Raw genomic sequence first — 19460 nt, 5'->3', positions numbered from 1 at the left:
CCGGGTGTGACCACACATCCCTCCGCCGGTGCCCGCGACTGGGGCGGCCGGCTGCCCCGCAACGAGACCCTCGACCTCGACGACGAGCAGCGCGCCGCCGCCGAGCGGCTCCGCTCCGGCTCGGTCCGGTGGGCCGAGGAGTCCGGCTTCGCCGCCACCGACGACGACGGTGGCCTCATCGGCCCGTTCAACGCCTTCGTGCTGCGGCCCGGCCCCGGGAAGGCGTTCAACCGCTGGGTCGGCACCGACCAGCGGGACTCCTCGCTGTCGGCGACCGTGCGCGAGGTCGTGATCCTCACCGTCGGCGCGGCCTGGGGCGCGGCGTACGAGCTGTACGCGCACACCGCCGTCGCCCGGTCGGTGGGGCTGGCCGAGGACGCGGTGCGGGCGCTGCAGGACGGCACCGCCGCCGACGTGCTGACCGGCGACGAGCTCGTCGTGCACCGGTTCGTCGACGAGCTCGTCCGCACGCACCGGGTGTCCGAGGGGACCTACGCCGCGGCCGAGGCCGCGCTCGGCCGCGACGGGGTGCTCGACACCGTGCACCTCACCGGCATGTACCTGTCGGTGTCGGCGCTGCTCAACGCCTTCGAGATCCCGGCGCCGGAGATCCCCCCGGCACCGTGACCACCCGGGCCCCGTGGTCAGACGGTCGCGGTGAGGGTGACCTCGACGTTGCCGCGGGTGGCCTTGGAGTACGGGCACACCTGGTGGGCGGCCTCGACGAGCTCGTCCGCGGCCGCCTGGTCCAGACCCGGCAGGTGCGCGGTGATGTCGGCGGCCACGTGGAAGCTGACGTCGTCGGGCGCCAGCTGGATCGTCGCGGTGACCTGGGCGTCGTCCGGGACGGCGGTCTTGGCCTTGCGGGCGGCCATCCGCAGCGCGCCGTGGAAGCAGGCCGCGTAGGCCGCGGCGAACAGCTGCTCGGGGTTGGTGGCGCCCCCGGGGCCGCCCAGCTCCGGCGGCATCTTCAGGTCCTGGTCGATGAAGCCGTCGTCGCTGCGGATGTGGCCGTCGCGGCCGCCGCCGGTCGAGGTGGCCTCGGTCGTGTAGTTCGCCATGGGTGCTCCTCCGGACTCGATTGGTTGCACACAACCTATCTCGGGTCGGGGGTCGTCCGCCGTATGGAGCCGGTCACGACGACTCGCGCAGCCGCCGCAGCGCGCCGTGCACCTTCTCCCGGTCGGTGGTCTCCCAGAACGGGGGCAGGCTCGCCCGCAGGAAGCCGCCGTAGCGCGCGGTCGCGATCCGCGGGTCCAGGATCGCGACGACGCCGCGGTCGTCGGTGGCGCGCAGCAGCCGTCCGGCGCCCTGGGCGAGCAGGAGCGCCGCGTGCGTCGCCGACACCGACAGGAAGCCGTTCCCGCCGCGTGCGTCGGTGGCCTTCTGCCGGGCCGCGATCAGCGGGTCGTCCGGGCGCGGGAACGGGATCCGGTCGATGATCACGCAGGACAGCGACGGGCCGGGCACGTCGACGCCCTGCCACAGCGACAGCGTGCCGAACAGCGAGGTCTCCGGGTCCTCGGCGAACCGCTTGACCAGCAGCATCGTGGAGTCGTCGCCCTGGCACAGCAGGGGCGTGTCGAGCTTGCCGCGCAGCGCCTCGGTGGCCTGCTTCGCCGCGCGGGTGGAGGAGAACAGGCCCAGCGTGCGGCCCCCGGCGGCGCGGACGAGTCCCTCGATCTCGTCGAGGGTCTCCGGCGCGAGGCCGTCGCGGCCGGGGCTGGGCAGCCGCCGGGCGAGGTAGAGGATCCCGGACTTGGCGTGCGCGAACGGGGACCCGACGTCGAGGCCCTGCCAGCGCGGCGCCTCCGGGTCCTGGACCGGGCCGTGCCCCTCGTCGACGCTCGACGGCGGGGTGGACCCGGCCTCCCGGGGCTGCGACGCGGGCAGGCCCCACTGCCGGGCCAACGCGTCGAACGACCCGCCCAGGGCCAGCGTCGCCGAGGTCAGCACGGTGGTGCGGGTGTTGAACAGCCGCTCGCGCAGCAGCCCGCCCACCGACAGCGGCGCGACCCGCAGCACCTTGTGGCGGGAACCGTCGGGCCCCTGCTCACCCAGCCAGACGACGTCGCGGCGCTTGGCCGCGTCGGTCTCCTTGAACGTCTCCAGCAGCCGCGCGGCGGTGTCGACGACCTCGTCGAGCACGGCCTGGGCGAGCTTGCGGGCGGCGGCGCCCTCGGGGTCGGCGTCGTCGCTGCGCTTGTTCGCGCCCATCGACTGCCGGCAGCCCGCCCCGGCCGACAGGATCGCGTTCAGTGCGCCCGCGGCGGCGGTGCCCAGCGACTCCCAGCGCCCGGGAGTCATGTCCTCCAGCACCGCGGCGAGACCCTCACCGGCCTCCGCGAGCCGGTCCGCGGTGTCCTGGTCAACGAGCTTGCCGCAGCGCCGGGCCGCGGTCGCGACGGTGCCCGCGGTCAGCTCGGCGGTGGCCGCGCCGGTGACCCGGTCCACGAGCTCGTGCGCCTCGTCGACGATCACCACGTCGTGCTCGGGCAGCACCTGTGCCTCGCCCATCGCGTCGATCGCGAGCAGGGCGTGGTTGGTGACGACGATGTCCGCCCGCCCCGCCTCGGCCTTGGCCTTCTCGGCGAAGCAGTCCTCACCGACCGGGCAGCGGCTCGCGCCGAGGCACTCCCGTGCCGTCACCGACACCTGCCGCCACGCGGAGTCCGGGACGCCGGGGACCAGCTCGTCGCGGTCCCCGGTCTCGGTGTCCGACGACCACTCGTGCAGCCGCTTCACCTGCCGCCCGAGCGCCGAGATGGCGAACGCGTCGAACAGCTGCTCGTCGCCCGGATCGTCGTCCATGTCGCCGTGGAGCTTGTTCATGCACAGGTAGTTCCGCCGCCCCTTGAGGATGGCGAAGGTGGGCTCGCGGCCCAGCACCTTCTTGAGGCTCTTCGCGACGCGCGGCAGGTCCCGGTCCACGAGCTGGCGCTGGAGCGCGATCGTGGCCGTCGAGACGACGACCGTGGTGTCGCGGGCGATCGCGTGCCGGATCGCGGGCACGAGGTAGGCCAGCGACTTCCCGGTGCCGGTGCCCGCCTGCACGGCCAGGTGCTCCCCGGACGACAGCGAGCGGCGCACCGCGTCGGCCATCCGGTCCTGGCCCTCGCGGCGTGACCCGCCGACCGAGGTGACGGCCACCTCGAGCAGCTCGTGCACACCGGGCAGGTCCTGGGTCCGCACGGGGGCCGTCGAGGGGGGAGGCACGTCCGGCAGGTTACCGAGCGCCCCCGACAGGTCCGGCCGTGACCGTGCCGCCCGGCACCCGGGACCGCGCACCCGGCGTACCCGGGCAGCTCACCGGGTGTGATATCGGACGGCCGGTTGCCGGTGAGCGGCGACACAGCGTCACGATGGGGGGGTGACAGCAACCATCACGACGCCGACCGTGCCCGAGCCGGGGATGTTCCCGGTGCTGATCGAGCACGAGGCCCGCTACGCCGACCTCGACCCGAGCCGCCGGATCGGCCGCGACGCCCTGGTGCGCTGGTTCGAGGACGCCCGCGTCGCCGTCGAGCGCGACACCTTCGGCGCCGACCTGGTCGCCCGCCTGCAGTCCCGCGTGCGGCTGCTGCTCGCCGCCATCCGGGTCGACGTGCTGGCCCCGCTGCGGGTCACCGGCTCCTACCGGATCGGTGTCGGCGTCAGCCACATCGGCACCACGTCGTTCTCCTACCGGTACGCGGTCTTCGCCGGCGACGAGTGCGTCGCCACCGGCGAGTCGACCTCGGTGCACACCGACGGCGACGCCCCGGCCCCGCTGACCGACGAGGTCCGCGGCGCGCTGACCACCCTGCGCATCGAGGCCCCCGCCCCGGTCCGTCCCGAGCGCGGCGACGCCCGCGCCGTCCGCGAGAACTACCCGTTCCGCTGGGACGTCCGCACCCGCTTCACCGACCTGGACACCAACCGCCACGTGAACAACGTCGCGCTGGCCTCCTGGTACCTCGACGGCCTCGCCGAGCTGCACTCCGACGTGCTGGGCTACCCCGCGGGCGGCCCGCTCGACGGGCTCTCCCCGTCGACGCTGTCGGTCCAGTACCTCGCCGAGGTGCACTACCCGGGCATCTACCAGATGCGCGTCGCGGTCACCGAGATCGGCGAGGACACCGTCCGCTACGTCTGCGGCCTGTTCCACGACCGCGAGCTCATCGGCCTGGCCGAGGCCGAGGGCTTCCACCACGCCCCGGGTGAGGACGGCGACCCGGTCCTCCTCGCGGAGAAGCTCGCCCCGTTCCGCTTCCGGGACTGACCCCGCACGTGCACCGAGATGCGGCCCAGCGGGAGTTGTGGATCTCCACACCCCGCTGAGCTGCATCTCGGCGACGGATCCCGCCGTCGAGGGGCGGGGTCAGGATCCGTTGCGGATCCATTCCTCCAGGTGGGGCGCCTCGTCGCCGATGCTGGTGGAGTCGCCGTGTCCGGTGCGGACGCGGGTGTCGGCGGGCAGGGGCAGCAGGGTGGTGCGGATCGACTCGATGATCGTGTCGAAGCTGGAGTAGGACCGTCCGGTGGCGCCGGGTCCGCCCTGGAACAGGGTGTCGCCGGTGAACACGATGCCGAGTTCGGGTGCGTAGAGGCAGGACGAGCCCGGTGAGTGGCCGGGGGTCTGCAGCACGGTCAGGTCGATCCCGCCGGCGGAGAGGACCTGGCCGTCGGCGAGTTCCTGGTCGGGCTTGCGGTCGGGCCAGGTCATGTCCCACAGCACCTGCTCGGCGGGGTTGAGCAGGATCGGTGCGGAGAACCGGTCGGCGAGGGCGGGGGCCTGGTTGACGTGGTCGTCGTGGGCGTGGGTGCACACGACGGCCTTGACGCGGCGGTCGCCGACGGCGGTGGCGATGGCGTCGGCGTCGTGGGCGGCGTCGATGACGAACACCTCGCGGTCGTCGCCGACGATCCAGACGTTGTTGTCGACGTCGAAGGATCCGCCGTCGAGGTTGAAGGTGCCGGAGGTGACGACGTGGTCGACCGGGGCCATCAGAGGACCACGACCGAGCGCAGGACCTCGCCCGCGTGCATCTTGTCGAACGCGCCCTCGATGTCGTGCAGGCCGATGGTCTCCGAGACGAACTTGTCCAGCGGGAACCGGCCCTGCAGGTAGAGGTCGATGTAGGTGGGGAAGTCCCGCGAGGGCAGGCAGTCGCCGTACCAGCTGGACTTGAGGGCGCCGCCGCGGCCGAAGTAGTCGATGAGCGGGATCTCGGGTGCCTGCAGGTCCGGGGTGGGGACGCCGACGAGGACGACGGTGCCGGCGAGGTCGCGGGCGTAGAAGGCCTGCTTGTAGGTCTCGGGGCGTCCGACGGCGTCGATGACGACGTCGGCGCCGTTGCCGTCGGTCACGCTCTGGATGTACTCGACGGGGTCGGTGTCCTTGGCGTTGACGGTGTGGGTGGCGCCGAACTCGCGGGCCCAGTCGAGTTTCCGGGGGTCGGTGTCGACGGCGATGATGGTGGTGGCGCCGGCGAGCTTGGCGCCGGCGATGGCGGCGTCGCCGACGCCGCCGCAGCCGATGACGGCGATGGAGTCGCCGCGTCCGACGCCGCCGGTGTTGACCGCGGCGCCGAGTCCGGCCATGACGCCGCAGCCGAGCAGGCCGGCGACCTTGGCGGGGGCGTCGGGGTTGACCTTCGTGCACTGTCCGGAGTGGACGAGGGTCTTCTCGATGAACGCGCCGATGCCGAGTGCGGGGGACAGCTCGGTGCCGTCGTCGAGGGTCATCTTCTGGGCGGCGTTGTGGGTGTCGAAGCAGTACTGGGGCTTGTCCTTCTTGCAGGCCCGGCAGTTGCCGCAGACGGCGCGCCAGTTCAGGACGACGTAGTCGCCGGGTTCGACGTCGGTGACGCCCTCGCCGACGGATTCGACGATGCCGGCGGCTTCGTGGCCGAGCAGGAAGGGGAACTCGTCGTTGATGCCGCCGAGCTTGTAGTGCAGGTCGGTGTGGCAGACCCCGCAGGCCTGGATCTTGACCACGGCCTCGCCGGGACCGGGGTCCGGCACGATGATCGTCTCGACGGAGACGGGCTTGCCCTTCTCGAGGGCGACGACGCCCTGGACACGCTGCGGCACAGTGGTTCCTTCCGGTGGAGGGGAGCGGGTTCAGAGGACCGCGCGGACGGCGGTCTCGAAGCCGACGACGTGGTCGCGGCTGACGGCCTCGGCGCGGTCGGCGTCGCCGTCGGCGATCGCGGTCAGCAGCGCCCCGTGCTCGTGCACGTGGTGGCCGACCTGGTCCATTCGGTCCAGGAACAGGCAGTGGATCCGCGTGGCCAGGTGGTAGTAGCGGGTGAGCGTGTCCTCCAGGTACGGGTTCCCGGCGGCCCGGTACACCGACCGGTGCACCGTCACGTCCCACCGCATGAGCTCGATCCGGCCCATCCGCGGCGCCTCCAGCGAGGCGACCCGCACGGCCAGCTCGCGCAGCTCGTCGCGCCGCCACCGCGGGGCGACGACGGCGGCCCGCCGCGCGGCGGTCGGCTCCAGCACGGTCCGGACCTCGCAGACGTCGCGCAGGTCGGAGATGTCGACGGCGGTCGCGAACGTCCCCCGCCGCGGGTAGGACACGACCAGGCGCTCGGTCTCCAGCCGCTTGAGCGCCTCGCGCACCGGGGTCCGGCCCAGGCCGAGCCGGGTCGACAGCGCCTCGTCGTCGATCGGGGCCAGCGGCGGGATCTCCAGCATGATCAGCTGGTCCCGGATGGCCACGTAGGCCCGGTCGGCCAGCGACCGCGGGCTGTCGAAGTCCACGAGCACGTCCTCGGTGATCGTCATGCCGGCTGCCCCTCGGGGACGGCCAGGCGGTCCAGCCGCGACGCGACCGCGCCGGGCAGCCGGAACGACCCGGTCACCACGACGGGGTCACCCCCGCCGGTCGCCAGGGCGTGGTCGACGGCGTCGGCCGGGTCCGCGACGGCGACGGCCGGCACCCCGGCCGCCCCCGCGGCCGCGGCGATCTCGGACGGGCTCCAGTGCCGCGATGCGTGCTCCCCGCCCGGCAGCCCGGTCGCGACGACCCGCGCCCCGGCCCCGGCGACCGCCCGGACGGCCTCGCCCAGGTCCTTGTCCCGGGCCAGCGCCAGCACCCAGGTCACCGGGCGGCCCGGGTGGGTCTCGGCCACCGTGGTGGCCAGCGCGGACAGCTTCAGCGCGTCGTGCGCGCCGTCGAGGACGACCGGGGTGCCCGCGACGGTGCGCCGCTCGAACCGCCCCGGCAGCGAGGTCAGCGCCAGCCCCTGACGGACGGCGAGCGGGTCGAGCCGCCAGCCGTCGCGCCGGGCGAGCACCGACACCGCGTGCAGCGCCAGCACCGCGTTCCCGGCCTGGTGCCTGCCGTGCAGGCCCAGCGGCACGTCCGACCACCCGGCCAGGTCCACCGTGGTGCCCGCCGGACCGGTCCGGGCCAGCGCGGCCGCGGCGGCGACGTCCACGACGTCGACCAGGGTGTCGCGGCGCACCGCCTCCCGGGCCACCGCGGCGTCGGTCTCGGGGCCGCCACGGGCCAGCACCGCGCGGCCGCCGACCGGCAGGATCCCGGCCTTCTGCGTCGCGATCTCGCCGAGCGTGCTGCCGAGCATGTCGACGTGGTCCAGGCCGATCGCGGTGAGCACGGCCAGCTTGTCCGGCCGGGCGACGACGTTCGTCGGGTCCAGCCGGCCCCCGATACCGGTCTCGACGACGGCGTAGTCGGCCCGCCCGGCGACGGCGGCGAACCCGAGCGCGGTCACGACCTCGAAGAACGAGCAGCGTTCGCCCCGGCGCGCCTCGACCGCGGCCACCGAACGCGCGACGGCGGCGAGCCGGTCGTCGAGCACGTCCGCGCGGACCGCGAGGTCACCGATGCGGAACCGCTCGCGGATGCCGTAGACGTGCGGCGAGGCCTGCACGCCGACCCGGAACCCGTGGCGGGTCAGCAGCGACGCGACGAACGCGCACACCGACCCCTTGCCCGCCGTCCCCGCGACGTGCACGGTCCGCACGGCCTCCTGCGGGTCACCCAGCCCGGCCAGCACCTCGCGGGTGCGGTCCCGGGGCGCGTCGGGTGCGGTGCCGTTCCGGCGCCCGGTCGCCGGGCGCGACAGCAGGAACCGCTCCAGCTCGTCCTGTTCGGAGAACACGGCTCAGCACTCGACGATGTTCAGCGCGAGACCACCGCGGGCGGTCTCCTTGTACTTGTCCTTCATGTCCGCGCCCGTCTCCCGCATCGTCTTGATGGCCTTGTCCAGCGAGACGTGGTGCATCCCGTCGCCGTGCGCCGACATCCGCGCCGCGGTGATGGCCTTGATCGAGGCGACCGCGTTGCGCTCGATGCACGGGATCTGCACGAGCCCGCCGACCGGGTCGCAGGTCAGCCCGAGATTGTGCTCGATGCCGATCTCGGCGGCGTTCTCGACCTGCTCCGGCGTGGCGCCCATGATCTCCGCGAGCCCGGCGGCCGCCATCGCACAGGCCGACCCGACCTCGCCCTGGCAGCCGACCTCGGCGCCGGAGATCGAGGCGTTCTCCTTGAACAGCAGCCCGACCGCGCCCGCGGTGAGCAGGAACCGGACGACGGAGTCGTCGTCGAAGCCGGGCAGGAAGCGCTCGGCGTAGTGCAGCACGGCCGGGACGATCCCGGCGGCGCCGTTGGTGGGGGCGGTGACGACGCGCCCGCCCGCCGCGTTCTCCTCGTTCACGGCGAGGGCGTAGAGCGTCACCCACTCCATCGCGTGCAGCGCGTCCGGCTCGCCGGTCGCGGCCTCCAGCCGCTCGCGCAGTGCCATCGCCCGGCGCCGGACCTTCAGCCCGCCGGGCAGCGTGCCGCCGGTGCGGGCGCCGCGCTCGACGCACTCCTGCATCACCGACCAGATGTGCAGCAGCTCGCTGCGCACCACGTCCTCGGTGCGCCGGGACAGCTCGTTGGCCAGCATGACGTCGGAGATCGACAGGCCGTGGGCGCGGGTGAGACCGAGCAGCTCGTCGCCGGTCGTGAAGGGGTAGGCGACCGGGGTCGCGTCCTCCACCAGGACGGGGCGGCCCGCCTCGTCGGAGTCGAGCACGAAGCCGCCGCCCACCGAGTAGTACTCGCGCTTGTCCAGGACGGCGCCGTCGGCGTCGAAGGCCTGCAGCAGCATGCCGTTGGAGTGGAAGTCGAGCCGGCGGTTGCGGTGCAGGACCACGTCGTCGTCGGGGGCGAAGGTGATCTCGTGGATCCCGCCGAGGCGGATCCGGCCCCCGGCGCGGACGTCGGCGACCATCGGGTCGGCTCCGACCGGGTCGACGAGGTGCGGCTCGTGCCCGGCGAGCCCGAGCACGACGGCCTTCACGCTGCCGTGGCCGTGCCCGGTCGCGCCGAGGGAGCCGAACAGCTCGACCCGTACCGAGGCGGTACGGGGCAGCTCGCCCGAGGCGGCGAGCCGCGCGACGAACCGGGCCGCGGCCCGCATCGGGCCCACGGTGTGCGAGCTCGAGGGTCCGATCCCGACCTTGAACATGTCGAACACGGAGATGCTCACGGTCGCTCCGATCCACGCCGGGCTCTGGTCATGCCGACGATGTTAGACTGATATATCAATCGTGCCAAGAGGCGGGCGACGGGCGGTTCGTGCCGGGTGCGGGTGGGCCGGGTGCGGGTGGGCCGGTGCGGGTGGGCCGGTGCGGGTGGGCCGGTGCGGGTGGGTCAGTGCGTGTGGTCGTACGGCTGCTCGAGCGGGACGCCGTCGGACGACATCGGCGGCGGGGGCAGGTCCGCGCTGGAGGTCAGCGGTGCCGCGCCGGCCAGCGGGCGGCCCGCGGTCTCGGGCAGGAACGCCACGCCGACCACGCCGACCAGGCCCGCGGCGACGAGGAAGTACCCCGGCCAGTCGAGGTTGCCGGTGGCGGTCACGGCGGTCTCGATCAGCGTCGGTGCGGTGCCCGCGAACAGCGACACCGACAGGTTGAACACCACGCCCAGGCCGCCGTAGCGGACCATCGTCGGGAACTGTGCGGGGAGTGTCGACGGCAGCACCGCGGCGAAGCCGACCAGCACCGTGGCCATCAGCAGCAGGCCCACGAACTGGCCGATCATGCCGTCGCGCATCAGCCAGACCGCGGGCAGTCCGACGGCCACCAGGGCCAGGCTCGTGACCATCAGGACCGGTTTGCGGCCGACCCGGTCGCTGAGCCTGCCCACCGCGGTGATCGCGCACAGCATGACCAGCATGACCGCGACGAGCATGGCGCCGGTGGCGGCCCCGGAGGCGCCGTGCTGGCCGTGCCGGGGGAGCGTCCCGGTCAGGTAGGTGGGCATGTAGTTGGTCAGCACGTAGTTGGTGACGTTCCAGGCGACCACCAGCGCCGCGGTCACCAGGGCCGGTGCCCGGTAGCGGCGGACCAGGATCTGCATCGCCCGCCGGTAGGGCATCGTCGCGAGCGCGGGGGAGCGCTCCATCAGCTGCCGGAACGCCGGGGTGTCCTCCAGGCGCATCCGCAGGTAGATGCCGGCGATCCCGAGGGGGAGGGCGAGCAGGAACGGGATCCGCCAGCCCCAGGCGAGCAGGTCCTCCTCGGGCAGCACCGCGACGAGCACGCCGCAGACGCCGGCGCCGAGGGTGTAGCCGGTGATCGTGCCGAACTCCAGCCAGCTGCCGAAGAACCCGCGACGGCGGTCGGGCGCGTACTCCGCGACCAGGGTCAGCGCGCCGGTGTACTCCCCGCCCGCGGAGAAGCCCTGCAGCATCCGGATGAGCAGCACCAGCAGCGGCGCGGCGATCCCCGCCGTCTCGTAGGAGGGCACGAAGCCCAGCGCGAGCGTCGCGACGGTCATCAGCAGGACCGTGAACGCGAGCACCCGGGTGCGGCCGATCCGGTCCCCGAGCGGGCCGAACACGAACCCGCCGAGCGGCCGGACGACGAACGCGGCCGCGAACGTCGCCAGCGTCAGCACCAGCGACCACTCGCCGGCCTCCGGGAAGAAGACCCGGTTGAGCACCACCGCGGAGAGGAAGGAGAAGAGGCCGAAGTCGTACCACTCGGCGACGTTGCCGACCGAGGCCGCCGCGGCCGCCCGCCGGACCGTGCGCTCCTCCTCGACCGCGACCGGACCGCGGCGTCGGGGCCTGCGCGGTCCGTCGGTCATGGGGTCTCCTCGGATCGATCGGCCGCGCCGCGGCAGCCACGCCGACGTGGCGATGCAGTATCGCCACACCATCATTCTCGCGGCCATGGTGTCACGTGTCCACGAGTGATATATCTTTCGTCGACGGGCGGCCCGGAGTGTGCCGGTGCCGGTTTTCGGGGCCTTTCGGTCACCGGGGACAGCCGCTCACATTTCCACGTCGTGACGCCGATGCCCCGTCCCGGGCCGGCCGAAAAATCGCTCGTTGACGGCTGCGACCTGCGGCCTCACCATACGGTTGCGCATGGCATGGCGAGTTTCGCGATAGGCAACAGTGGAGGAAGCATGATCTTCGTGGGCGAGCTGTCCGACATCCCCGTCGGGGAGTCCGTTCGTGTCCAGGGGACGGTGCCCATCGCCGTCTTCAACGTCGACGGCGATCTCTACGCCATCGACGACACGTGCACCCACCAGGACGCCTCGCTGTCCGACGGATGGCTCGAGGACTGTGCGGTGGAGTGCCCGCTGCACGCGGCCTGCTTCGACCTGCGGACCGGGATGCCGAGCGGCCCGCCCGCGAAGACACCCGTCCGCACGCACCAGGTGGTGATCGCCGACGGTGTGGTCCACGTCGTCGAGTCGGTCCCCGCCTCCGGTGCCGCGACCGGCGTCCGCCCGGGCGTACAGGCCGGCACCTGATGCGCGACGTCACGGTCGTCGGCGCCTCGCTCGCCGGCCTCGCCACGGCGCGCGCCCTGCGCGCCCAGGGCTTCGCCGGGACGATCACGGTCGTCGGCGACGAGAAGCACGCCCCCTACGACCGCCCTCCGCTGTCCAAGGAGTTCCTCGCCGGGAGCTCCGACGAGGACGCCATCGCCCTGACCGAGGACGACGACGCCGCCCTCGACGTCGAGTGGCGCCTCGGTCGCACCGCACTCGCCCTCGACGGTCCGACCCGGACCGTCACCCTCGACGACGGCTCGACCCTCTCGGCCGACGCCGTCGTCCTCGCCACGGGCGCCCGCGCCCGGAACCTGCCGGGCGAGCTGCCCGGCGGGGTGCACACCCTGCGCACCCTCGACGACGCCCGTGCCCTGCGCGCCGACCTCGTCCCGGGCCGGCGGCTGGTGGTGGTCGGCGCCGGGTTCGTCGGGGCCGAGGTCGCCTCGACCGCGCACGGCCTCGGCCTCGACGTCACGATCGTCGAGGCCGCCCCGGTGCCGCTGCAGCGGGCCCTCGGGCCCGAGATGGGCACCGCCTGCGGGCGCCTGCACGCCGCCGCCGGGGTGCCGCTGCACCTCGGGACGGGTGTGGCCCGGCTCGTCGGCTCGCCCCGGGTCACCGGGGTCGAGCTCACCGACGGCCGCGAGCTGCCCGCCGACGTCGTCGTGGTCGGGATCGGCGCGATCCCGAACGTCGAGTGGCTGGAGGGCTCCGGCCTCGACCTCGACGACGGCGTCGTCACCGACGCGGCGGGCCGCACGAACCTGCCCGGCGTCGTCGCGGTGGGGGACTGTGCCAGCACCCATCGCGACTACACCGGCTCCCGGCTGCGCCTGGAGCACTGGACCAACGCGCTGCAGCAACCGGCCGTCGCGGCCGCGGCGCTGCTCGGGACCGAGCACTCGCTGCCGGCCCACCACGCGGTGCCCTACTTCTGGTCCGACCAGTACGGGCACAGCATCCAGTTCGCGGGACACCGGTCCGCGGACGGCTCGGTCCGGATCGACGACGGCGACCCCGGGGCCGACGGCGGGTTCCTCGCCGTGTTCCTCGACGCCGCGGGGGAGGCCGTCGGCGTGCTCGGCGTCGACCGTCCCCGGCCCTTCGGGCGGATGCGCCGGGAGCTGGCGAAACGGCTCCGCTGACCCGGCACGTCACCTGCGGCGCAGGTCCTCGTGGGGACCTGCGCCGCAGGCGTGTCCGGGGCCGGTCGCAGCCCGGTCGCACGGACCACGATCAGCCTCTTGACCTGCCGGGAGTGCCGTGCGACGCTGAACGCAGACAGTTGATATATCAGTCCGCTGGAGAAGATATCTGGAGGTGCCCATGACGACGTTCGCCGTGGATCGGGGTCCGTCGAACGGTGCGACGGGGGTCCTCGACGGGACGCTGCGCGACGTGGACCCGGAGGTGCACGCGGCCGTCGCCGCCGAGCTGGGTCGCCAGCGCGGCACCCTGGAGATGATCGCCAGCGAGAACTTCGCCCCGCTCGCCGTCATGCAGGCGCAGGGCTCGGTGCTCACCAACAAGTACGCCGAGGGCTACCCCGGCCGCCGCTACTACGGCGGCTGCGAGCACGTCGACGTCATCGAGCAGCTCGCCATCGACCGCGTGAAGGCGCTGTTCGGCGCCGACTACGCCAACGTCCAGCCGCACTCCGGCGCCCAGGCCAACGCCGCCGCCATGGCCGCGCTGCTCGACCCGGGCGACACCATCCTGGGCCTCGACCTGGCCCACGGCGGGCACCTCACCCACGGCATGCGGCTCAACTTCTCCGGCCGCCTCTACGACGTCGCCGCCTACCACGTCCGCGCCGAGGACCACCGCGTCGACATGGCCGAGGTGGAGCGCCTGGCCCACGAGCGCCGCCCGAAGCTGATCATCGCCGGCTGGTCGGCCTACCCGCGGCAGCTCGACTTCGCCGAGTTCCGGCGGATCGCCGACGCGGTCGGTGCGTACCTGATGGTCGACATGGCGCACTTCGCGGGCCTCGTCGCGACCGGGCTGCACCCGTCGCCGGTGCCCTACGCCGACATCGTCACCAGCACCACCCACAAGACCCTGGGCGGCCCGCGCGGCGGGATCATCCTGGCCCGCGGCGAGCTCGCCAAGAAGCTCAACTCCCAGGTCTTCCCCGGCCAGCAGGGCGGCCCGCTGGAGCACGTGATCGCGGCCAAGGCCGTCGCGTTCAAGCTCGCCGGCGAGCCCGCGTTCGCCGAGCGCCAGCAGCGCACCCTGGAGGGCGCCCGGATCGTCGCCGAGCGGCTGGTCCAGGAGCCCGGCGTCGGCGTGGTCTCCGGCGGCACCGACGTCCACCTGGTCCTGGTCGACCTGCGCGACTCCGAGCTCGACGGCAAGCAGGCCGAGGACCGGCTGCACCGGGTCGGCATCACCGTCAACCGCAACGCCGTCCCGTTCGACCCGCGCCCGCCGATGGTGAGCTCCGGCGTCCGGATCGGGACCCCCGCGCTGGCCGCCCGCGGCTTCGGTGCCGAGGACTTCACCGAGGTCGCCGACATCATCGCCCGCGCCCTGCGCCCCGCCGCCGGCGACGCCGAGCTCGACGAGCTCGCCGCCCGCGTCACCGTCCTCGCCGACCGCCACCCCCTCTACCCGGAGCTGACGGCATGAGCACCGAGAAGACCGGCACCGGGAACACGCCTCCCGGGGCGCACCTGCCCGAGCACCCCGACGCCCTGTGGCGCAACCCCGAGCCGAAGCGCTCCTACGACGTGGTCATCGTCGGCGGCGGCGGGCACGGGCTGGCCACCGCCCACTACCTGGTCAAGAACCACGGGATCACCAACGTGGCGGTGCTGGAGAAGGGGTGGCTCGCCGGCGGCAACATGGCCCGCAACACCACGCTGATCCGCTCCAACTACCTGTGGGACGAGTCGGCCTTCATCTACGAGCACGCCCTGAAGCTGTGGGAGGGGCTGGAGGAGGATCTCGGCTACCCGATCCTGTTCTCCCAGCGCGGCGTGCTGAACCTCGCCCACACCGAGCAGGACGTGCGCGACTCGGTCCGCCGGGTCGAGGCGAACAAGCTCAACGGGATCGACGCCGAGTACCTCGGCCCCGACGACGTCGCGAAGATCTGCCCGATCGTCAACGTCTCGCACGACATCCGCTACCCGGTCCTCGGCGCGACCTACCAGCCCCGGGCCGGCATCGCCAAGCACGACTACGTGGCCTGGGGCTTCGCCCGCCGCGCCGACGAGGCCGGGGTCGACCTGATCCAGGACTGCGAGGTGCTGGACTTCCTCACCGAGGGGTCGGTGGCCGACGGCACCGCGAAGGTGACCGGGATCCGCACCAGCCGCGGGGACATCGCCTGCGGGCAGGTCGCGCTCTGCGCGGCCGGGCACACCTCGACCCTGCTCGACCGGCTCGGCGTGGACACCCCGCTGCAGTCGCACCCGCTGCAGGCGCTGGTGTCCGAGCTGCTGGAGCCGGTGCACCCGACGATCGTCATGTCGAACGCGGTGCACGTCTACGTCTCCCAGGCGCACAAGGGCGAGCTCGTCCTGGGCGCTGGCGTCGACTCCTACAACGGCTACGGCCAGCGCGGCGCCTTCCACATCATCGAGCGCCAGATGGCCGCCGCGGTCGAGCTGTTCCCGGTGTTCGCGCGGGCGCACCTGCTGCGCAGCTGGGCGGGCATCGTCGACGTCACCCCGGACGCGTCGCCGATCGTGGGCCGCACCCCGTACGCGAACGTGCTGGTCAACTCCGGGTGGGGGACCGGCGGCTTCAAGGTGACGCCCGGGCTGGGCTGGTGCCTGGCCCACACCATCGCCACCGACGAGCTGCACCCGCACATCGCCCCCTTCTCCCTCGACCGGTTCGTCACCGGCGCGCTCGTGGACGAGCACGGCGCCGCCGGCGTCGCCCACTGACACCCCAGGAGCCCGACGTGCAACTCATCGACTGCCCCTGGTGCGGCCCCCGCGAGGAGGTCGAGTTCCACTACGGCGGCCAGGCCCACGTCGAGTACCCGGCCGCGCCGGCCGAGCTCGACGACGAGCAGTGGGCGCACTACGTGTTCTTCCGGGACAACCCGAAGGGCCCGTTCGCCGAGCGCTGGAGCCACTCCGCGGGCTGCCGCCGCTGGTTCAACGCCGTCCGTGACACCCACACCTACCGGTTCCTCGCCGTCTACCCGATGGGCGAGGCCCGGCCGCAGATCCCGGGGACCCGCGCATGACCCGCATCGATGGTTTCGGTCGCGTCGACCGGACCCGTACCCTGACCTTCGTCTTCGACGGCACCACCCACACCGGCCACCCGGGCGACACGCTGGCCTCCGCGCTGCTCGCGAACGGTGTCACCGTGCTGGGCGGCTCGGTCAAGCTCGGCCGCCCGCGGGGCATCGGCGGGGCCTGGACCGAGGACCCGGTCGGCCTCGTGCAGATTGAGGAGCCGTTCCCCGAGCCGATGCTGCAGGCCGCCACCGTCGAGCTGTACGACGGCCTGGTCGCCCGTGGCCTGAACGGGCAGGGCCGGCTGGCGACGGTCCCCGACACCGCGCGCTACGACCGCCGCCACGCCCACTGCGACACCCTGGTGATCGGCGCCGGCCCGGCCGGGCTGCTCGCCGCGCGCACCGCGGCCCGCCGCGGCGACCGCGTGGTGCTCGTCGACGACCGTCCGGAGGCCGGCGGCTCCCTGGTCCCGACCGACCGGATCGACGGCCGCGCCGCGCACCGGTTCGTCGCCGACGTCGTCGCCGAGCTCGCGGAGAACCCCGAGGTGCTGCACCTGCAGCGCACCACCGCCTTCGGCCACTACGACGACGGGTTCGTCCTGGCCCTGGAGCGGCGCACCGACCACCTCGGCGCGGCCGCCCCGACCCACCGCTCCCGCCAGCGGGTGCACCGGATCCGGGCCGGGCGGGTCGTCGTCGCGGCCGGCGCGATCGAGCGCCCCGTGGTGTTCGCCGACAACGACCGCCCGGGCGTCATGCTCGCCTCCGCGGCGCGGGAGTACCTGCACCGCTACGGCGTGCTCGCCGGGCGCGAGGTCGTCGTCTTCACCACCGACGACGCCGCCTACCTCGCCGCCGCCGACCTGGCCGGGGCCGGGGCGCGCGTCACCCTCGTCGACGCCCGCACCGCGCCGCCCGCCGAGCGGGCGCGGGAGTGCACCGAGGCCGGGGTGACCCTGCGCGCCGGGGCCACCGTCGTCGGGTCCGACGCCGACGACGCCGGCCGGGTCCGCGCCGCGCACGTCGCCGACGGCGGGGCCACCGAGGTGCTGCCCTGCGACCTGCTGCTGGTCTCCGGCGGCTGGACGCCCACCGCGCACCTGTTCAGCCACGTGCGCGGACAGCTGGTCTACGACTCCGGTCTGGGAGCCTTCCGGCCGGGCGCCGACATCGCGGGCACCGAGGTGATCGGCGCCGCGAACGGCACCCTCGACCTGGCGGGCTGCCTGGCCGAGGGCGCGGGCGGCGACGCCCCGAGCTCCGCCCCGGAGCCCGCGCGCACCCCCGGCCTGGTGCTGTGGCGCACCGCGGGCGACTCCGCGCGCCAGTTCGTCGACGTCCAGCGGGACGCGACCGTCGCCGACATCGAGCGGGCCGTCGGCGCCGGACTCCGCTCGGTCGAGCACGTGAAGCGCTACACCACCATCGGCACCGCCCACGACCAGGGGAAGACCTCCGGCACCATCGCCTCCGGGATCACCTCGGAGCTGCTGGGCCGCCCGGCGGGCGACCTCGGGACCACCACGTTCCGCCCGCCCTACACCCCGGTGTCGTTCGCCGCGCTCGCCGGCCGCGAGCGCGGGGACCTGTTCGACCCGGTCCGCACCACCGCGGTGCACCCGTGGCACGTCGCGCACGGCGCGGTGTTCGAGGACGTCGGCCAGTGGAAGCGGCCCCGTCACTTCCCGCGGGCCGGCGAGGACATGGACGCCGCCGTGCTGCGCGAGTGCGCCGCGGCCCGCCGCGACGTCGCGATCATGGACGGCTCCACCCTGGGCAAGATCGACGTCCAGGGTCCGGACGCGGGGGCGTTCCTCGACCTCGTCTACACGAACCTGATGAGCAGCCTGAAGGTCGGCCGCGTCCGCTACGGCGTCATGTGCGGCAACGACGGCATGGTCACCGACGACGGCACCGTGCTGCGCATCGCCGAGGACCGCTTCCTGCTCACCACGACCACCGGCGGCGCGGCCTCGGTCCTCGACCACCTCGAGGACTGGCGCCAGACCGAGGTCCCGCATCTGCGGGTCAACCTCGCGTCGGTCACCGAGCACTGGGCGGTGTTCCCGGTCGTCGGGCCCCGCTCGCGCGACGTGGTCGCCGCGGTCTTCCCCGGCGTCGACGCCTCCGCCGAGGCGTTCGAGTTCATGACCTGGCGCGACACCGACCTCGACGGCGTCCCGGTCCGGCTGGCCCGGATCTCCTTCTCCGGCGAGCTGGCCTTCGAGGTCAACGTCGACGCCCGGTACGGCCTGGCCGTGTGGGAGCGGCTGATCGCCGCCGGCGAGCCGTACGGCATCACCCCCTACGGCACCGAGACGATGCACGTGCTCCGCGCCGAGAAGGGCTACCCGATCATCGGGCAGGACACCGATGGCACCGTCTCCCCGCACGACCTGGGGATGAGCTGGGCGGTCTCGAAGAAGAAGGTCGACTTCGTCGGCAAGCGCTCCTTCGCCCGCGCCTCCAACACCGACCCGATGCGCAAGCACCTGGTGGGGCTGCTCCCCACCGACCGCGGCACCCGGCTGCCCGAGGGCGCGCAGATCGTCGAGTTCTCGCCCGACGGCACCCTGCCCCCGCCGCCGGTCCCGATGCTCGGCCACGTCACCTCCAGCTACCTGTCCGCGGAGCTGGCGCGGCCCTTCGCCCTGGCCCTGCTCACGGGCGGCCGCGACCGCATCGGCGACGTCGTGCACGTCCCGCACCAGGGGGCGCTGGTCCCGGTCGAGATCACCGGACCCGTCCTCGTCGACCCGGAAGGAGCCCGCCGTGACGGCTGAGCTCGCCACCACGCACCCGCTCGACGCGTACGCCCCGGCACTGACCGGGCCGGCCCGGGACACCGGCGGCGGCCTCTCGGTCGAGGTCCTGCCGACCGCGCAGTCGGTCACCCTGCGGCTCGACCCGGCCGGCCCGGCCCGTGCCGGCGTCGACGCCGCGCTCGGCACCGCGCTGCCGACCCGACCGAACACCTGGGCCGCCGCCGGTGACGGCGAGGTCGTCTGGCTCGGCCCCGACGAGTGGCTGGTCACCAGCCGCTCTCCGAACGCCGCGGTCTCCGAGGCGGCGCTGCGCGAGCTCGTCGCCGGGGAGGCGGGCGGCGCCGCGGTCGACACCTCCGCCCAGCGGGTCGTGCTGCGGATCGGCGGGCGACTGGCCCGCGAGCTGCTGTCCTTCGGCTGCTCGCTGGACCTGCACCCGCGCTCATTCCCGGCCGGGCGCAGCGCCCAGACGCTGCTCGGCGGGGCCGGGGTGATCCTCCTGGCCCGCGACGCCGCCGCCGACGCCGACGGGGGAGCGGTCCTCGACGTGCACGTCCGCAGCTCGTTCGCCGGCCACCTCGCCGACTGGCTGCTCGACGCCGCCCTGGAGTTCCGCCCCGACCCCGCCGCCGACCCCGCCGCGTCGCGGGCCCTCGCCGGCTGACCGCCCGACGACCACCGAGAA

General features: G+C 73.9%; 17 protein-coding genes. 9 read left to right on the top strand and 8 right to left on the bottom strand.

Annotated features, from left to right (window positions below; genetic code table 11):
* Positions 1–6: 6 nt before the first annotated feature.
* On the top strand, positions 7–627 hold the full coding sequence (locus tag DMP17_RS20775) for a carboxymuconolactone decarboxylase family protein (protein WP_226355482.1): 621 nt from the start codon (positions 7–9) through the stop codon (positions 625–627).
* Positions 628–644: 17 nt separating this feature from the next.
* Here the strand turns inward: DMP17_RS20775 and DMP17_RS20770 are convergent, their stop codons facing one another.
* On the bottom strand, positions 645–1061 hold the full coding sequence (locus tag DMP17_RS20770) for an organic hydroperoxide resistance protein (RefSeq protein WP_226355483.1): 417 nt from the start codon (positions 1059–1061) through the stop codon (positions 645–647).
* 73 nt (positions 1062–1134) lie between these two features.
* Positions 1135–3225 carry an ATP-dependent DNA helicase gene (locus tag DMP17_RS20765; protein ID WP_374203864.1) on the bottom strand — a complete coding sequence of 697 codons (2091 nt, stop codon included), beginning with the start codon at positions 3223–3225 and terminating at the stop codon, positions 1135–1137.
* 145 nt (positions 3226–3370) lie between these two features.
* On the opposite strand from DMP17_RS20765, the gene DMP17_RS20760 reads away from it, so the two are divergent.
* Positions 3371–4261: a thioesterase family protein gene (locus DMP17_RS20760; protein WP_226355484.1), complete on the top strand. Its 891-nt coding sequence runs from the start codon at positions 3371–3373 to the stop codon at positions 4259–4261.
* A gap of 99 nt (positions 4262–4360) precedes the next feature.
* Here the strand turns inward: DMP17_RS20760 and DMP17_RS20755 are convergent, their stop codons facing one another.
* The 6 genes from DMP17_RS20755 to DMP17_RS20730 all read right to left on the bottom strand — a co-directional run bounded on the left by DMP17_RS20755 (position 4361) and on the right by DMP17_RS20730 (position 11101).
* Positions 4361–4987 carry an MBL fold metallo-hydrolase gene (locus tag DMP17_RS20755; protein ID WP_226364609.1) on the bottom strand — a complete coding sequence of 209 codons (627 nt, stop codon included), beginning with the start codon at positions 4985–4987 and terminating at the stop codon, positions 4361–4363.
* Positions 4987–6075, bottom strand: coding sequence for an S-(hydroxymethyl)mycothiol dehydrogenase (locus DMP17_RS20750; RefSeq protein WP_337830354.1), 1089 nt, complete (start codon positions 6073–6075; stop codon positions 4987–4989). The genes DMP17_RS20755 and DMP17_RS20750 overlap by 1 nt, the downstream gene beginning before the upstream one ends.
* 30 nt (positions 6076–6105) lie before the next feature.
* Positions 6106–6777, bottom strand: a complete 672-nt coding sequence (locus tag DMP17_RS20745) for a GntR family transcriptional regulator (RefSeq protein WP_337830353.1) — start codon at positions 6775–6777, stop codon at positions 6106–6108.
* Positions 6774–8120, bottom strand: a complete 1347-nt coding sequence (locus DMP17_RS20740; protein ID WP_337830352.1) for a bifunctional folylpolyglutamate synthase/dihydrofolate synthase — start codon at positions 8118–8120, stop codon at positions 6774–6776. Before DMP17_RS20740 ends, DMP17_RS20745 begins: the two co-directional genes overlap by 4 nt.
* 3 nt (positions 8121–8123) lie before the next feature.
* A complete protein-coding gene (locus tag DMP17_RS20735) occupies positions 8124–9497 on the bottom strand; it encodes an L-serine ammonia-lyase (protein WP_308016797.1) in 1374 nt (457 codons plus the stop codon).
* Positions 9498–9661: 164 nt separating this feature from the next.
* Positions 9662–11101, bottom strand: coding sequence for an MFS transporter (locus DMP17_RS20730; protein WP_226355487.1), 1440 nt, complete (start codon positions 11099–11101; stop codon positions 9662–9664).
* Between the two features lie 324 nt (positions 11102–11425).
* On the opposite strand from DMP17_RS20730, the gene DMP17_RS20725 reads away from it, so the two are divergent.
* The 7 genes from DMP17_RS20725 (at position 11426) to DMP17_RS20695 (ending at position 19439) form a co-directional block, all read left to right on the top strand.
* Entirely contained in the window at positions 11426–11779 is a 354-nt protein-coding gene (locus DMP17_RS20725; RefSeq protein WP_226355488.1) for a bifunctional 3-phenylpropionate/cinnamic acid dioxygenase ferredoxin subunit, read from the top strand.
* On the top strand, positions 11779–12948 hold the full coding sequence (locus DMP17_RS20720) for an NAD(P)/FAD-dependent oxidoreductase (protein WP_226355489.1): 1170 nt from the start codon (positions 11779–11781) through the stop codon (positions 12946–12948). Before DMP17_RS20725 ends, DMP17_RS20720 begins: the two co-directional genes overlap by 1 nt.
* A gap of 181 nt (positions 12949–13129) precedes the next feature.
* Positions 13130–14434 carry a serine hydroxymethyltransferase gene (gene glyA / locus DMP17_RS20715; RefSeq protein WP_226355490.1) on the top strand — a complete coding sequence of 435 codons (1305 nt, stop codon included), beginning with the start codon at positions 13130–13132 and terminating at the stop codon, positions 14432–14434.
* Positions 14431–15702 (top strand): sarcosine oxidase subunit beta family protein, encoded by a 1272-nt coding sequence (locus DMP17_RS20710; RefSeq protein WP_337830351.1) that lies wholly within the window; start codon positions 14431–14433, stop codon positions 15700–15702. Before glyA ends, DMP17_RS20710 begins: the two co-directional genes overlap by 4 nt.
* Positions 15703–15719: 17 nt before the next feature.
* Entirely contained in the window at positions 15720–16010 is a 291-nt protein-coding gene (locus tag DMP17_RS20705; RefSeq protein WP_226355492.1) for a sarcosine oxidase subunit delta, read from the top strand.
* The gene (locus DMP17_RS20700; protein ID WP_337830350.1) at positions 16007–18793 is read left to right on the top strand and encodes a 2Fe-2S iron-sulfur cluster-binding protein; all 2787 of its coding nucleotides are present in this window, start codon (positions 16007–16009) and stop codon (positions 18791–18793) included. Before DMP17_RS20705 ends, DMP17_RS20700 begins: the two co-directional genes overlap by 4 nt.
* Positions 18783–19439, top strand: a complete 657-nt coding sequence (locus tag DMP17_RS20695) for a sarcosine oxidase subunit gamma (RefSeq protein ID WP_337830349.1) — start codon at positions 18783–18785, stop codon at positions 19437–19439. The genes DMP17_RS20700 and DMP17_RS20695 overlap by 11 nt, the downstream gene beginning before the upstream one ends.
* Positions 19440–19460: the final 21 nt, after the last annotated feature.

The sequence above is a fragment of the Pseudonocardia sp. TMWB2A genome (assembly GCF_017312135.1).
This window is presented reverse-complemented; position numbering and strand designations above follow the sequence as displayed.

What these genes read in the sequence shown, in the direction of transcription:
- DMP17_RS20700 (WP_337830350.1), top strand. Translation starts at nt 16,007, where the DNA reads ATGACCCGCATCGATGGTTTCGGTCGCGTCGACCGGACCCGTACCCTG.
- DMP17_RS20770 (WP_226355483.1), bottom strand. Translation starts at nt 1,061, where the DNA reads ATGGCGAACTACACGACCGAGGCCACCTCGACCGGCGGCGGCCGCGAC.
- DMP17_RS20730 (WP_226355487.1), bottom strand. Translation starts at nt 11,101, where the DNA reads ATGACCGACGGACCGCGCAGGCCCCGACGCCGCGGTCCGGTCGCGGTC.
- DMP17_RS20745 (WP_337830353.1), bottom strand. Translation starts at nt 6,777, where the DNA reads ATGACGATCACCGAGGACGTGCTCGTGGACTTCGACAGCCCGCGGTCG.
- DMP17_RS20710 (WP_337830351.1), top strand. Translation starts at nt 14,431, where the DNA reads ATGAGCACCGAGAAGACCGGCACCGGGAACACGCCTCCCGGGGCGCAC.
- DMP17_RS20720 (WP_226355489.1), top strand. Translation starts at nt 11,779, where the DNA reads ATGCGCGACGTCACGGTCGTCGGCGCCTCGCTCGCCGGCCTCGCCACG.
- DMP17_RS20725 (WP_226355488.1), top strand. Translation starts at nt 11,426, where the DNA reads ATGATCTTCGTGGGCGAGCTGTCCGACATCCCCGTCGGGGAGTCCGTT.
- DMP17_RS20755 (WP_226364609.1), bottom strand. Translation starts at nt 4,987, where the DNA reads ATGGCCCCGGTCGACCACGTCGTCACCTCCGGCACCTTCAACCTCGAC.
- glyA (WP_226355490.1), top strand. Translation starts at nt 13,130, where the DNA reads ATGACGACGTTCGCCGTGGATCGGGGTCCGTCGAACGGTGCGACGGGG.